This window comes from Streptomyces sp. NPDC056361 (assembly GCF_042262805.1).
GTDB lineage: Bacteria > Actinomycetota > Actinomycetes > Streptomycetales > Streptomycetaceae > Streptomyces.
On sequence record NZ_JBHJQI010000190.1, the window covers coordinates 1 to 12,855 of the forward strand.

Annotated in this window: 16 protein-coding genes; 6 read left to right on the forward strand and 10 right to left on the reverse strand. The window is 70.1% G+C overall.

The window, feature by feature from the left end:
- Positions 1–33 precede the first annotated feature (33 nt).
- The 4 genes from ACFCY7_RS36690 to ACFCY7_RS36705 form a co-directional block, all read right to left on the reverse strand.
- Positions 34–1,404: an FAD-dependent oxidoreductase gene (locus tag ACFCY7_RS36690; protein ID WP_376490412.1), complete on the reverse strand. Its 1,371-nt coding sequence runs from the start codon at positions 1,402–1,404 to the stop codon at positions 34–36.
- A 159-nt stretch (positions 1,405–1,563) separates the two neighbouring features.
- On the reverse strand, positions 1,564–2,376 hold the full coding sequence (locus tag ACFCY7_RS36695; RefSeq protein ID WP_376490413.1) for a hypothetical protein: 813 nt from the start codon (positions 2,374–2,376) through the stop codon (positions 1,564–1,566).
- Between the two features lie 226 nt (positions 2,377–2,602).
- Positions 2,603–2,872, reverse strand: a complete 270-nt coding sequence (locus tag ACFCY7_RS36700) for a DUF397 domain-containing protein (protein WP_376490414.1) — start codon at positions 2,870–2,872, stop codon at positions 2,603–2,605.
- Positions 2,854–3,687: a Scr1 family TA system antitoxin-like transcriptional regulator gene (locus tag ACFCY7_RS36705; RefSeq protein WP_376490415.1), complete on the reverse strand. Its 834-nt coding sequence runs from the start codon at positions 3,685–3,687 to the stop codon at positions 2,854–2,856. Before ACFCY7_RS36705 ends, ACFCY7_RS36700 begins: the two co-directional genes overlap by 19 nt.
- Positions 3,688–3,819: 132 nt before the next feature.
- Here ACFCY7_RS36705 and ACFCY7_RS36710 point away from each other — a divergent pair, with 132 nt between their 5' ends.
- Together ACFCY7_RS36710 and ACFCY7_RS36715 are read left to right on the forward strand one after the other, a co-directional pair.
- Complete coding sequence (locus ACFCY7_RS36710; protein ID WP_376490416.1) at positions 3,820–4,041, forward strand: hypothetical protein; 222 nt, start codon at positions 3,820–3,822, stop codon at positions 4,039–4,041.
- Positions 4,038–4,253, forward strand: a complete 216-nt coding sequence (locus ACFCY7_RS36715; protein WP_367824762.1) for a hypothetical protein — start codon at positions 4,038–4,040, stop codon at positions 4,251–4,253. The genes ACFCY7_RS36710 and ACFCY7_RS36715 overlap by 4 nt, the downstream gene beginning before the upstream one ends.
- Before the next feature lie 51 nt (positions 4,254–4,304).
- On the opposite strand, the gene ACFCY7_RS36720 is transcribed toward ACFCY7_RS36715, so the two are convergent.
- Positions 4,305–5,228, reverse strand: a complete 924-nt coding sequence (locus ACFCY7_RS36720; RefSeq protein ID WP_376490426.1) for an RNA polymerase sigma-70 factor — start codon at positions 5,226–5,228, stop codon at positions 4,305–4,307.
- Positions 5,229–5,314: 86 nt separating this feature from the next.
- Positions 5,315–5,788: a carboxymuconolactone decarboxylase family protein gene (locus tag ACFCY7_RS36725; protein ID WP_376490417.1), complete on the reverse strand. Its 474-nt coding sequence runs from the start codon at positions 5,786–5,788 to the stop codon at positions 5,315–5,317.
- A gap of 154 nt (positions 5,789–5,942) precedes the next feature.
- On the opposite strand from ACFCY7_RS36725, the gene recO reads away from it, so the two are divergent.
- The 3 genes from recO to ACFCY7_RS36740 are packed head-to-tail and all read left to right on the forward strand — an operon-like array spanning position 5,943 to position 8,057.
- Complete coding sequence (recO, locus tag ACFCY7_RS36730; protein ID WP_376490418.1) at positions 5,943–6,692, forward strand: DNA repair protein RecO; 750 nt, start codon at positions 5,943–5,945, stop codon at positions 6,690–6,692.
- Positions 6,693–6,705: 13 nt separating this feature from the next.
- On the forward strand, positions 6,706–7,530 hold the full coding sequence (locus ACFCY7_RS36735) for an isoprenyl transferase (RefSeq protein ID WP_376490419.1): 825 nt from the start codon (positions 6,706–6,708) through the stop codon (positions 7,528–7,530).
- Between the two features lie 17 nt (positions 7,531–7,547).
- Complete coding sequence (locus tag ACFCY7_RS36740; protein ID WP_376490420.1) at positions 7,548–8,057, forward strand: YcxB family protein; 510 nt, start codon at positions 7,548–7,550, stop codon at positions 8,055–8,057.
- A 58-nt stretch (positions 8,058–8,115) separates the two neighbouring features.
- Here the strand turns inward: ACFCY7_RS36740 and ACFCY7_RS36745 are convergent, their stop codons facing one another.
- The 4 genes from ACFCY7_RS36745 to ACFCY7_RS36760 all read right to left on the reverse strand — a co-directional run bounded on the left by ACFCY7_RS36745 (position 8,116) and on the right by ACFCY7_RS36760 (position 11,261).
- Positions 8,116–8,526, reverse strand: coding sequence for a Fur family transcriptional regulator (locus tag ACFCY7_RS36745; RefSeq protein WP_376490421.1), 411 nt, complete (start codon positions 8,524–8,526; stop codon positions 8,116–8,118).
- A gap of 70 nt (positions 8,527–8,596) precedes the next feature.
- Positions 8,597–9,490 carry a metal ABC transporter permease gene (locus ACFCY7_RS36750; protein WP_376490422.1) on the reverse strand — a complete coding sequence of 298 codons (894 nt, stop codon included), beginning with the start codon at positions 9,488–9,490 and terminating at the stop codon, positions 8,597–8,599.
- A gap of 2 nt (positions 9,491–9,492) precedes the next feature.
- Positions 9,493–10,266 (reverse strand): metal ABC transporter ATP-binding protein, encoded by a 774-nt coding sequence (locus ACFCY7_RS36755; RefSeq protein WP_376490423.1) that lies wholly within the window; start codon positions 10,264–10,266, stop codon positions 9,493–9,495.
- 29 nt (positions 10,267–10,295) lie between these two features.
- The gene (locus tag ACFCY7_RS36760) at positions 10,296–11,261 is read right to left on the reverse strand and encodes a metal ABC transporter substrate-binding protein (RefSeq protein ID WP_376490424.1); all 966 of its coding nucleotides are present in this window, start codon (positions 11,259–11,261) and stop codon (positions 10,296–10,298) included.
- A gap of 165 nt (positions 11,262–11,426) precedes the next feature.
- On the opposite strand from ACFCY7_RS36760, the gene ACFCY7_RS36765 reads away from it, so the two are divergent.
- Positions 11,427–12,809, forward strand: coding sequence for a glycine--tRNA ligase (locus tag ACFCY7_RS36765; RefSeq protein WP_376490425.1), 1,383 nt, complete (start codon positions 11,427–11,429; stop codon positions 12,807–12,809).
- Positions 12,810–12,855 lie beyond the last annotated feature (46 nt).

Genomic DNA, 12,855 nt, shown 5'->3' on the forward strand with positions numbered 1-12,855 from the left:
GTCGCGGGGCCCTCGTGCGTGACGACGGGACGCCTACTGGATGGCGCCGCTCGCGCGCAGCATGTCCTCGCGCTCGACGATCTTCACGCGCTCGCGGCCCTGCGGCTCGCCCAGCGCCTTCTCGGCGGCGTCGAGGGCGTACCAGCCCTCCCACGTGGTGTACGTGATGCCCTTGCCCTCCAGGAAGGACACGATGGCGTCCGTCTCGGGGGTCTCGGGGGCCAGCAGACGGCCGTTGGCGAAGTCGTCCAGGAGGTTGGCGACGGTCTCGTTGGCGTCGCCCTTGGTGTGGCCGATGAGGCCGACGGGGCCGCGCCGGATCCAGCCGGTGCAGTACGTGGAGGCCATGTGCTCGCCGGACTCCTCGATCACGCGGCCGCCCTGGTCGGGGATGGTGCCGGTCGTGGTGTCCCACGGGATCTTCGGGAGCTCGTCGGAGAGGTAGCCGACCGCGCGGTAGACGGCCGAGACGTCCCAGTCGGTGGTGGCGCCGGTGCCCTTGACGTTGCCGGTGCCGTCGAGCTCGGTGCGCTCGGTGCGCAGGCCCACGACCTTGCCGTCCTCGCCGAGGATCTCGACGGGCGACTCGAAGAAGTGCAGGAAGAGCTTGTGCGGGCGGTCGCCGATGTCGCGGATCGCCCAGTTCTCCAGGGTCTTGGCGACCATGTCGGTCTGCTTGTTCTTGCGGCGCTCGGCGATCGAGCCCTCGTCGTAGTCGATGTCCTCGGGGTTGACGATGACCTCGATGTTCGGCGAGTGGTCGAGCTCGCGCAGCTCCATCGGGCTGAACTTCGCCTGCGCGGGGCCACGACGGCCGAAGACGTGCACTTCGAGCGCCTTGTTGGCCTTGAGGCCCTCGTAGACGTTCGCCGGGATCTCGGTCGGAAGCAGCTCGTCCGCCGTCTTCGCGAGGATGCGGGCGATGTCGAGCGCCACGTTGCCGACGCCCAGGACGGCGACCTTCTCGGCCTCCAGCGGCCAGGTGCGCGGGACGTCCGGGTGGCCGTCGTACCAGGACGCGAAGTCGGCCGCGCCGTACGAGCCGTCGAGCTCGACGCCGGGTATGCGGAGCTCGCGGTCGAACATGGCGCCGGTGGAGAAGACCACCGCGTCATAGAAGGAGCGCAGGTCGTCGAGGTGGACGTCGGTGCCGTAGTTCACGTTGCCGAAGAGGCGGACCTGCGGCTTGTCGAGCACCTGGTGGAGGGCGGTGATGATGCCCTTGATGCGCGGGTGGTCGGGGGCGACGCCGTAGCGGATGAGGCCGAAGGGAGCGGGCATCCGCTCGAAGAGGTCGATGGACACGCCCGGCTCGGCGGCGGCGTCGGACTTCAGCAGCGCATCGGCGGCGTAGATTCCGGCGGGGCCGGCGCCGACGATCGCGACCCGGAGGGGGCGGGGCATGACGGGTTTCCCTTCGCAAGCGACATGGCGGCGAAGCCGCCGACACTTAGGCCACCCTAAATAACCCCCCGCGCGGAGTGGTACCCGGGCCCGGTCTATGAGCCCATAAGGCGGACTTATGGGTTCCATAAGCGAGTGCATGGATGAGCGCGGGCGCGCTCAGAAGCCGCCGACGCCGAGGAGGGCGACGACGGTGGCCGCGACCGCCCCGGCGGCACCGAGGAAACCGATGAGGAGGCCCGACCCCGCCATCGCGATGTCCAGCCACCGCATGCCCCGGCTCCGCAGCACGACCACGCGCCCCGGGTCCCGCCGGTCGTAGGCGACCTCGATGGTCCACGTGGAGGCGAACTTCCGCACGTTGCGCTGCAGCCCCATGGGGTCGACGTAGACGTACTGGCCCGGCTGGCCGGGCACCCGGTCGGCGGTCACCGTGACGCCGTGCCTGCGCAGGTACCACTCCTCGTACGTCGGATACCCGCCCCCCGTGCCGAGGACCAGGAACAGCAGCCCGAAGAAACCGGACGGGATGATCGCGAGCAGGGCGACCGGGTGCCCGGTGACGCACACCAGCACGGACAGGGCGACGATCGCGAGGGTGCCGTACAGCGCCATCCGCTTGAGCCTGCGGAAGAGCAGCGTGGCGTGCCGGTCGCCCAGGCGGTTGCCCGAGAGGTCCTGGACGCCGTCCACCGCCTCGGGCTCCTCCGGCAGCGCCGCGTTCACCGCGTCGGCGAACGCCGCCGCGGCGGCCTCGTCCACGCCCTCGAACCGGAGGACGGCCGGCACGGCCCCCGGCGCGGCCGTCAGCTCGATCGCGACGGCCCGCCCCTCCGCACGGAGGCGCCCGACGGCCCTCAGCGGGATGTGCACCTCCTCCTGCGGTTGGCGCAGGAGCAGTGCCTCGCCCTCGACGCGCAGGCCGGTGCCCTCGGGGCCCCTGAGGGGAGGTGTGGACGACAAGATCGACATGACTCGATCGTAGGGGCGAAGGTGACACTGCGTGAAGCCGGTTGCCACGTTCCGTATGTGAAGGGCGGCCCCGCGCCGCCACCTCGTAACGCTGTGACCACCGGCGCACCGAGGGGTGCCGGCGCCGAAGGGGAACGGGGGCGGCGGCCGGTGGGACCGTCAGCCGGTCAGAGCCGTAACGGCCGAGGCGATCAGCCGGCCCGCCCCGTACAGCCCCCGCCCTTCGTCACCCCGCGATGCCTGCGACGAACGCGGACCAGGCGGCGGCGGGGACGATCAGGACGGGGCCGTCGGTGAGCTTGCTGTCACGGACGGGGACGACGCCGGGGACGTCGTCGAGGACCTCGACGCAGTTGCCGCCTTCACCGTTGCTGTAGGAGCTCTTGCGCCAGGCGGCGCCTACGAAGTCGTACGAGACCTCGACGCACTCGCCGCCCTCGCCATTGCTGTAGGAGCTCTTGAACCAGTGGGCGTTGCTCAGGTCGTACGCGCGCATCGTCTGAAGTCCTCCGCCGCCGACTCGATCAGGGCCAGGGACGCCTCCGGCGACAAGGTGGCGACCCTGAGCAGATCGTAGGCGCGCTGTGCACGCTTCACCATCGCTGGATCGTCGAGGAGCGTTCCTGAAAACGAGGTTTCTGTATAGGCCGTTGGCGGCTGGTCGTCGAACTCCATGATTCGGAGTGAGCCGTCCATGGAGGCGTGCGCTCCCACGGAGCGCGGCACGACGGTCACCAGAACCCATCGCTCTCGGATCAGCGACACGATGTGGTCGAGCTGTGCTGCCATGACCGTCGGGCTGCCGACCGGGATGAGGACCGCGTTCTCGTGCAGGATGACCCAATACTCGGGCCTTGTAGCGTCCGCGAGGATCCGTGCTCGGTCCATCCGCGAGGTGACCTTCTCCTCGACGTACTCCTCCGTCACGAAGGGGTTCGCCGCCACCGTCACCGCCCGTGCGTACTCCGGCGTCTGCATCAACCCCGGCACCACCGTCGGCGCGAACTCGCAGATCTTCGTCGCGACCGTCTCCAGCTCCGCCACCTCGTGGAAATAGGAGGCGTACGGCGACGTGTCGATGAGTTTCCGTACCGTGCGTTCGAAAATACCGCCGGTTTGTAGGACATCGTCGATTCGCTCCGCCACATCGAGCTGTGGCTTTCGAATTCCCTGCTCGAACAGGCCGATGTACGCCCCCGATACGAACACGCGTCTGCCCAGCTCGCCTTGCGACAGACTCTTCGCCTCTCGGCGCTCCTTGAGGAGCTCGCCGAAGAACTCCCAGGTCTCCCGCTGCTTGCCTCTGGCCATGGATTAACTCCCCCACCCTACGCCGCAGTTGTACGGCCTGCGAGTCTGCCGATTCTACGGATCCACCACCACCCTGGAGAGGCGAAGCGGGAAATGGATTCAGAAAGGCATACGTTGGTGAAGGAAGACTCTATGAAGGCGACCACGGGGACGGTCGGAGCCGCGCAAGAGGCGGTGGCGGAATTGCGTCAGGTGCTCGGGAGGGCGGGAATCACGCTCCCGTCGCTGGGGCTCGACGTCGTCACGCTGGCGGCCGACCCGCCGAGGCCGCTCGTGGAATTGGGATGTTGCACGGTGGAAACGGCCCGGCTCCTTGCCGCCGCCGTACTGCCGAGGGAGGAGAGTCGAACGTGACGCTGCCCATCGGGTCGTACGTCGTCGAGATCCGTACCGGACGGGTCGGGAGGGTGATGGGGCACGAGGGGCCCTACGTGCAGGTGCGTCCGCTGGGGGGCGGGCGGGAGTGGGACGTGGAGCCGGAGGAGGTGCGGGAGGCGACGTCGTCGGAGCGGTTGAGCGCGGCGACGGCGCACGCGAACGCGCGGAGCAGGGGCGAGGTGCCCTGAGGGGGCTCGCGGGCCGGCACGAGGAGGTGGGTGCCGGCCCGCGCGGCGCGGTCAGGTGGTGCGGCGGCGGAGCTGCTGGAGTTCGCGGGTGATGGCCCAGGCGTCGGCGACGGGGCCGAGGTGGGCGAGCTTGTCGGGGTTGAGGACGGCGCGGATGGTCTGGATCTGCCCGTCGAGGACGTCGAGGGAGACGGCCTGGAGGATCTTGCCGTCGCGGTCGCGGTAGATCGCGCCGGGCTGGCCGTTGACCTCGTGGGGCTCGCAGGTGACGTCGATCTCGATGAGGGTGGGGAAGACGGCGCCGAGGAGGCGGGCGACGTTGTCCGCGCCGAGGATGGTGCGGGCGAAGTTGGGGGCCTTGCCGCCGCCGTCGCCGACGAGTTGGACGTCGGCGGAGAGGAGGTTCCGGAGTCCGCCGACGTCGCCGTTCTGGAGGGCGTCGAAGAAGCGGGTGGCGAGTTCCTGGCGTTCGTGGCGGTCGGCTTCGAAGCGGGGGCGGCCGTCGTGCATGTGGCGCCGGGCGCGGACGAGGAGTTGGCGGCAGGCGGCTTCGGAGCGGTCGACGGATTCCGCGATGTCGTGGAATTCGAAGGCGAAGACCTCGCGGAGGAGGAAGACGGCGCGTTCCAGGGGGCTGAGGCGTTCGAGGAGGAGGAGCGCGGCCATGGAGACGGAGTCGGCGAGTTCGGCCGAGCGGGCGGGGTCCTCGTAGGGGTCGCTGAGGAGGGGTTCGGGGAACCAGGGGCCGACGTACTCCTCGCGGCGGACGCGGGCGGAGCGCAGGACGTCGATGGAGAGGCGGGTGACGGTGGTGGAGAGGAAGGCCTTGGTGGAGGCGGGGACGGTGGAGGAGCCGTCGAAGCGCAGCCAGGTCTCCTGCACGGCGTCCTCGGCCTCGCTGACGCTGCCCAGGATGCGGTAGGCGATGGAGAAGAGCAGCGGGCGCAGCTCCTCGAACTCCTCGACCTTGCTGATGCCGGCACTCATGACGACTTCCTCTCCCCGTTCCGTGCGTCCGCGTGGCGCGGACGCACCATGATCATCCGGATGGATCGTCTCCGTCAGTGGAACTGCCCCGGCACGTAGTCGCCGGCGGGCTGGCGGGTGATGACGTTCAGGCGGTTCGCGAGGTTCATGAACCCGATGTGGAGGACGAGGGCGGCGAGCTGCTCCTCGTCGTAGTGGAGGGCGGCGCGCGCCCAGACCTCGTCGCTGACGCCGCCGCCCGCGTCGGCGGTGCGGGTGCCCTCCTCGGCGAGTTCGAGGGCGGCGCGCTCGGCCTCGGTGTAGACGGCGGCCTCGCGCCAGGCCGCGACCAGGTTGATCCGCACCGGGGTCTCGCCGGCGTGGGCCGCGTCCTTGGTGTGCATGTCGATGCAGAAGGCGCAGCCGTTGATCTGGCTCACGCGCAGGGCGACCAGCTCCTGGGTCGCGGCCGGCACGGTCGACTCCTTCACCGCCTTGCCGGCCGCCATGAGGTGCTTGAGGGCCTTGCCGAAGGTGGGGTTGGTGAAGAGGTTCAGTCGCGTGTCCATGAGGTGCTCCTTCGGGGTGTCGCTCGCTGGTTTCCACCCCTGAGACGAGATGCCCCGGCGCCCTGTGACACGGGCGGATGTGACCTGCGTCTCCCCGGGCCGGGATGTCCGGCCCCGGGCCCGGCTGTCGGTGCCGTACGCGAGAATGGGGCGCATGAGTCTGTTCCGCGACGACGGCATCGTGCTGCGCACCCAGAAGCTGGGTGAAGCGGACCGCATCATCACGCTCCTCACGCGCGGTCACGGTCGCGTACGCGCGGTCGCGCGCGGGGTGCGCCGGACGAAGTCGAAGTTCGGGGCGCGGCTCGAACCCTTCTCGCACGTGGACGTGCAGTTCTTCGCCCGGGGGAGTGAGCTGGTCGGACGCGGACTGCCGCTCTGCACGCAGAGCGAGACCATCGCCGCGTACGGCAGCGGCATCGTCACCGACTACGCCCGCTACACCGCCGGCACGGCCATGCTGGAGACCGCCGAGCGGTTCACCGACCACGAGGGCGAACCCGCCGTCCAGCAGTACCTGCTGCTCGTGGGCGGCCTGCGGACGCTCGCCAGGGGCGAGCACGCCCCGCACCTGATCCTCGACGCCTTTCTCCTCCGCTCCCTCGCGGTGAACGGCTACGCGCCCAGCTTCGAGGACTGTGCCAAATGCGGAATCCACGGTCCCAACCGGTTCTTTTCGGTCGCCGCGGGCGGTGTCATATGCGGCGACTGCCGGGTGCCCGGAAGCGTCGTACCCTCCTCGGAGGCCATCGGCCTGCTCAGCGCGCTCCTCACCGGCGACTGGGCGACGGCGGACGCGTGCGAGCCGCGTCACGTCAGGGAGGGCAGCGGACTCGTGTCCGCCTACCTGCACTGGCACCTGGAGCGCGGCCTGCGCTCCCTGCGGTACGTAGAGAAAAGCTAGGAGAGACCACGCCATGGCCATCGCACGAATCCTCGGGCGCCAGCGCCGGGAATACCGGACCCCCGAGCCGCACCCGTCCGGTGCGCGTCCGCCGAAGCTCCAGTCCGAGCTGGTGCCGGAGCACGTGGCGATCGTGATGGACGGCAACGGCCGCTGGGCCAAGGAGCGCGGGCTGCCCCGCACCGAGGGCCACAAGGTCGGGGCGGAGCAGGTGCTCGACGTGCTCCAGGGCGCGATCGAGATGGGCGTCGGGGCGATCTCGCTGTACGCCTTCTCCACCGAGAACTGGAAGCGCTCGCCCGAGGAGGTGCGCTTCCTCATGAACTTCAACCGCGACTTCATCCGCAAGACCCGCGACACCCTCGACGAGCTCGGCATCCGGGTGCGCTGGGTGGGCCGCATGCCCAAGCTGTGGAAGTCGGTCGCCAAGGAGCTCCAGGTCGCCCAGGAGCAGACCAAGGACAACACCAAGCTGACGCTGTACTTCTGCATGAACTACGGCGGACGCGCGGAGCTCACCGACGCGGCGCAGGCGATGGCCGAGGACGTGAAGGCGGGCCGTCTGGAACCGTCGAAGATCACCGAGAAGACCATCCAGAAGTACCTCTACTACCCGGACATGCCGGACGTCGACCTCTTCCTCCGGCCGAGCGGCGAGCAGCGCACCTCCAACTACCTGATCTGGCAGAGCGCCTACGCCGAGATGGTCTTCCAGGACGTCCTGTGGCCCGACTTCGACCGCCGCGACCTCTGGCGCGCCTGCATCGAGTACGCCCAGCGCGACCGCCGCTTCGGCGGCGTCGACCCGGCGGACCTGGCCGTCCTCGACAAGGCCTGACGGGGGGAGGGGGGTACGTGATGGAGTTGGTCTACACGCCGACGCGTGAGGACCTCGTCGACGCGGTGCGGGTGCAGATGCGGCACGGCTCGTTCCGCCGGCTGCGGTGGCTGCTGCCGTCCGTGGCCGTGCTGGCGTTCCTGGTCGTCGTCCTGATGCTGACCGGACCCGGTGGGGCGGAGCCCGGGCGGCTGGCCCTGATGGCCTCGCTCGGGCTGCTCGCCGCCGTCCTCGGGCCGGTGCTGCCGCGGCTCGTCGCCCGGCAGATGTTCCCGATGGTCGAGCGGCAGGGGGAGCACCGGGCGAGCGTCGACGAGCAGGGGGTCCGCTGGGTGACCCGCGAGAGCGAGGTCGTGGGCCGCTGGCAGCTGATGGCCCGGTACGCCGAGACGTCCACCCAGTTCGTCCTGCTGTCCGCGGACAAGGGCGGCGTGGGCATGGCGGCGCTGCCCAAGCGCGCGCTCGCCGGCGCCGGTGACGTGGACCGGCTCCGGGAGGTCCTGGACCGGAACGCCACCCGCATGTGACCCGAAAGGCGAAGGGCCCGCACCGAAGTGATTCGGTGCGGGCCCTTCGTATGTCAGGTCACTTGCCCGCGCACTCCGCGCAGGTGCCGAAGATCTCGACCGTGTGCGCCACGTTCACGAAGCCGTGCTCCGAGGCGATGGTCTCGGCCCACTGCTCCACCATGGGGCCCTCGACCTCGACGGCCTTGCCGCAGACGCGGCAGACGAGGTGGTGGTGGTGGTCGCCGGTCGAGCAGCGGCGGTAGACGGTCTCGCCGTCGCTGGTGCGCAGCGCGTCGACCTCGCCCGCCTCCGCGAGGGACTGGAGCGTGCGGTAGACGGTGGTGAGGCCGACGGAGTCGCCGCGGTGCTTGAGCATGTCGTGCAGCTCCTGGGCGCTGCGGAACTCGTCCACCTCGTTCAGCGCCGCCGACACGGCGGCCCGCTGCTTGGTCGAGCGGCCGCGTACGGGGGGTCCTGCCGTCACCACGGGGGCCTCCTTGATTGTGTTCGCCCCCGCCATTCTGCCAGCCCCCCGTACCCCCGGAGCCAGGCCGGGATCAGACCTTCACGTCGTCGCTGGGCCGACGGCTCGCCGGAAGGGGCGCGTCGCAGTCCCTCGTGGCCTGCTCCGCCGCGCGCGCCCGCCGCTTCGCGAGCGGGGCGGCGAGCAGGGTCAGGGCGATGAAGACGCCGATCGCGTACAGCACGATCGTCGCGCCGGGCGGCACGTCCTGGTAGTAGGAGGTGACCGTGCCGGCCAGGGTGACCGTGACGCCGGTCGCCACCGCGAGGACGAAGGTCGCGCGGAAGGACTTCGACAGCTGCTGGGCGGCCGCGACCGGCACCACCATGAGCGCGCTGACCAGGAGCAGGCCGACGACCCGCATGGCGACCGTGACGGTGACCGCGGCCGTGACCGCGATCAGGAGGTTCAGGGCGCGCACCGGCAGGCCGGTGACGCGGGCGAACTCCTCGTCCTGGCTGACGGCGAAGAGCTGCTTGCGCAGCCCGACCGTGACGAGGACCACGAACGCGGCGAGAACGCTGATCGCCGTCACGTCCGAGGCGGAGACGGTCGACAGCGAGCCGAAGAGGTACGAGCTGAGGTTGGCGTTGGATCCGGTCGGCGACAGGTTGATCAGCAGGACGCCGCCGGCCATGCCGCCGTAGAAGAGCAGCGCGAGCGCGAGGTCGCCGCGGGTCTTCCCGTACGCCCTGATCAGCTCCATGGCCACCGAGCCGGCGACGGCGACGAGGGTCGCCATCCAGACCGGGCTGGAGTTCAGCAGGAAGCCGAGGCCGACGCCGGTCATGGCGACGTGGCCGATGCCGTCGCCCATCAGGGCCTGGCGGCGCTGGACGAGGTAGATGCCGACGGCGGGGGCGGTGATGCCGACGAGGACGGCCGCGAGCAGCGCCCGCTGCATGAAGGCAGGTTCGAGGAAGTCCATGATCAGGTCAGCAGTCCCGTGCGGAGCGGCTCGCCGGCCGCGTGCGGATGTACGTGGTCGTGGCCCGGCAGCGCGTGCTGGCCGAGGGCCTCGGGCGGCGGGCCGTCGTGGACGACGCAGCCGTCGCGGAGCACGACGGCCCGGTCGATCAGCGGCTCCAGGGGGCCCAGCTCGTGCAGGACCAGCAGGACGGAGGTGCCGCCCGCGACCTGCTCGCGCAGCGTCGCGGCCAGGATCTCCTGGCTGGCGAGGTCCACGCCGGCCATCGGCTCGTCCATGATCAGCAGTTCGGGCTCGGAGGCGAGCGCGCGGGCGATGAGGACGCGCTGGTGCTGGCCGCCGGAGAGCGCGGCGACGGAGTCCTTCGCGCGGTCGCCGAGACCGACGAGCTCGATGGCGCGCTCGACGGCGGCCCGGTCGGCCCGGGTGGTCCAGCCGAAGCCGCGGCGGGAGAGCCGGCCCGAGGAGACGACCTCGCGGATGGTCGCGGGGACGCCGCTCGCGGCGGTGGTGCGCTGCGGTACGTAGCCGATGCGGGCCCAGTCGCGGAACCGCTTCCGCTCCGTGCCGAACAGCTCGATGGTGCCGCCGGTCAGGGGCACCTGGCCGATGATCGCGCGGACCGCGGTGGACTTGCCCGAGCCGTTGGCGCCGAGCAGCGCGACGACCTCGCCGCGGCCGACGGTGAGGTCGACGCCCCGGAGGACGGGCCGGGCGCCGAGGGCCGCCGTGGCCCCGCGGACGGCGATGACGGGTTCCGGTTCCTGGGCTGCCATGGCTCGTGCCTCCTGCTGTGCTGCCGTGGTCACTTGGCGCCGAGTGCCTTCTTCAGCGCGGCGAGGTTGGACCGCATGACCTCGATGTAGTCATCGCCCTTGGACTTGTCCGTGATTCCCTCCAGCGGGTCGAGCACGTCGGTCGTGAGACCGGTGTCGCCGGCGAGGGTCTTCGCGGTCTTGTCGCTCGCGAGGGTCTCGAAGAAGACGGTGGAGACCTTGTCCTTCTTCGCGATGTCCTGGAGTTCCTTGATGCGGGCGGGGCTCGGCTCGGACTCGGGGTCGATGCCGGTGATGCCCTCCTGCTCCAGGCCGTACCGCTCGGCGAGGTAGCCGAAGGCGGAGTGGGTGGTGATGAAGGTCTTGGTGGCGCTGTTCTTCAGGCCGGTCTCGAACTCGGTGTCCAGGGCGCCGAGCTCCTTCACCAGGGCGTCGGTGTTCTTCGCGTAGTCGGCCGCGTGGGCCGGGTCCGCCTTCTCCAGGGCGCTGCCGACGCCCTTGGCGACCTCGGCGTACTTCACGGGGTCGAGCCAGATGTGGGGGTCGGCGCCGGCCTCGGAGCCGTGGTCGTGCCCGGCTTCCTCGCCCGCGTGGTCGTGGCCGGCCCCGGTGCCGTGCTCTTCGAGCTTCGTGAGGGTGGCGGCGTCGACCGTGGTCTTCACGCCGGCCTGGGCTATCGCCTCGTCGACGGCGGGCTGGACGCCCTTGAGGTAGAGGATGACGTCGGCGTCGCCGAGTTCGCCGATCTGCCGCGGCTTGAGCTCCAGGTCGTGCGGCTCGACGCCCGGCTTCGTCAGCGTGTTCACGGCGACGTGCCCGCCGCCGATCTGCTCCGCCAGGTACTGCATCGGGTAGAACGACGCCACGACGTCCAGCTTCCCGTCGCTCCCCTTGTCGGCCGCGTCGGACGTGCCGGCGCAGGCGGAGAGGGAGACGAGCCCGAGCGCGACGGCTCCGGCGAGGGCGGTGCTGGGTATGAGGCGACGTACGTTCATGACACTCATTTTCAACAAAACTGGAAACGGTTGTCAATTGCCCTACGGGTGACCCCACCCACGCGCGCCCGCCGGGCCCCGACCGCCGAACCGATTTGATACGGGGGGTGCGGGCGCCGGTAACCTGAGGCATTCGCACTTCGTCGTCGTAATGAAGAGAGCACCGTGGCCGCCGACAAGATCGACACCATCGTCAGCCTGAGCAAGCGCCGTGGCTTCGTCTACCCGTGCAGCGAGATCTATGGCGGTCAGCGTGCCGCCTGGGACTACGGGCCGCTGGGTGTCGAGCTGAAGGAGAACATCAAGCGCCAGTGGTGGCGCTACATGGTCACCTCGCGCGAGGACGTCGTCGGCATCGACTCGTCGGTCATCCTGGCCCCCGAGGTCTGGGAGGCCTCCGGTCACGTCGCCACCTTCACGGACCCGCTGACCGAGTGCACCTCCTGCCACAAGCGCTTCCGCGCCGACCACCTGGAGGAGGCGTACGAGGCGAAGCACGGCCGCCTCCCCGAGAACGGCCTCACCGACCTCAACTGCCCCAACTGCGGCAACAAGGGCACCTTCACCGAGCCCAAGCAGTTCTCGGGCATGCTCTCCACGCACCTCGGCCCGACCCAGGACTCCGGCTCCGTCGCCTACCTGCGTCCCGAGACCGCCCAGGGCATCTTCACCAACTTCGCCCAGGTCCAGCTGACCTCGCGCAAGAAGCCGCCGTTCGGCATCGCGCAGATGGGCAAGTCCTTCCGGAACGAGATCACTCCGGGCAACTTCATCTTCCGCACCCGCGAGTTCGAGCAGATGGAGATGGAGTTCTTCGTCAAGCCGGGTGAGGACGAGGAGTGGCAGGAGTACTGGATGCAGCAGCGCTGGAACTGGTACACCGGCCTGGGTCTCCGTGAGGAGAACATGCGCTGGTTCGAGCACCCGAAGGAGAAGCTCTCCCACTACTCGAAGCGCACCGCCGACATCGAGTACCGCTTCTCGTTCGGCGGCAGCGAGTGGGGCGAGCTCGAGGGCGTCGCCAACCGCACCGACTACGACCTGAAGGCGCACTCCAAGGCCTCCGGCACCGACCTCACGTTCTTCGACCAGGAGGCCGGCGAGCGCTGGACGCCGTACGTCATCGAGCCCGCGGCCGGCCTCGGCCGCACGCTGCTGGCGTTCCTGCTCGACGCGTACATCGAGGACGAGGCCCCCAACGCCAAGGGCGTCATGGAGAAGCGCACCGTGCTGCGCCTCGACCCGCGCCTGTCGCCGGTCAAGGTCGCCGTCCTGCCGCTCTCGCGCAACGCGCAGCTCTCCCCGAAGGCCAAGGGCCTCGCGGCCGACCTGCGGCAGAACTGGAACATCGAGTTCGACGACGCCGGCGCCATCGGCCGCCGCTACCGCCGCCAGGACGAGATCGGCACCCCCTTCTGCGTGACCGTCGACTTCGACACCCTCGACGACAACGCGGTGACCGTGCGCGAGCGCGACACCATGAAGCAGGAGCGCGTCTCCCTCGACCAGATCCAGGGCTACCTGGGCAGCCGCCTGCTCGGCTGCTGAGTCACCCCGCACGCACGGGAGAGCCCCCGGTTCCGTCACTCGGAAC

What these genes read in the sequence shown, in the direction of transcription:
- recO (WP_376490418.1), top strand. Translation starts at nt 5,943, where the DNA reads ATGAGTCTGTTCCGCGACGACGGCATCGTGCTGCGCACCCAGAAGCTG.
- ACFCY7_RS36710 (WP_376490416.1), top strand. Translation starts at nt 3,820, where the DNA reads ATGAAGGCGACCACGGGGACGGTCGGAGCCGCGCAAGAGGCGGTGGCG.
- ACFCY7_RS36725 (WP_376490417.1), bottom strand. Translation starts at nt 5,788, where the DNA reads ATGGACACGCGACTGAACCTCTTCACCAACCCCACCTTCGGCAAGGCC.
- ACFCY7_RS36735 (WP_376490419.1), top strand. Translation starts at nt 6,706, where the DNA reads ATGGCCATCGCACGAATCCTCGGGCGCCAGCGCCGGGAATACCGGACC.
- ACFCY7_RS36750 (WP_376490422.1), bottom strand. Translation starts at nt 9,490, where the DNA reads ATGGACTTCCTCGAACCTGCCTTCATGCAGCGGGCGCTGCTCGCGGCC.
- ACFCY7_RS36705 (WP_376490415.1), bottom strand. Translation starts at nt 3,687, where the DNA reads ATGGCCAGAGGCAAGCAGCGGGAGACCTGGGAGTTCTTCGGCGAGCTC.
- ACFCY7_RS36695 (WP_376490413.1), bottom strand. Translation starts at nt 2,376, where the DNA reads ATGTCGATCTTGTCGTCCACACCTCCCCTCAGGGGCCCCGAGGGCACC.
- ACFCY7_RS36690 (WP_376490412.1), bottom strand. Translation starts at nt 1,404, where the DNA reads ATGCCCCGCCCCCTCCGGGTCGCGATCGTCGGCGCCGGCCCCGCCGGA.
- ACFCY7_RS36755 (WP_376490423.1), bottom strand. Translation starts at nt 10,266, where the DNA reads ATGGCAGCCCAGGAACCGGAACCCGTCATCGCCGTCCGCGGGGCCACG.
- ACFCY7_RS36760 (WP_376490424.1), bottom strand. Translation starts at nt 11,261, where the DNA reads ATGAACGTACGTCGCCTCATACCCAGCACCGCCCTCGCCGGAGCCGTC.
- ACFCY7_RS36700 (WP_376490414.1), bottom strand. Translation starts at nt 2,872, where the DNA reads ATGCGCGCGTACGACCTGAGCAACGCCCACTGGTTCAAGAGCTCCTAC.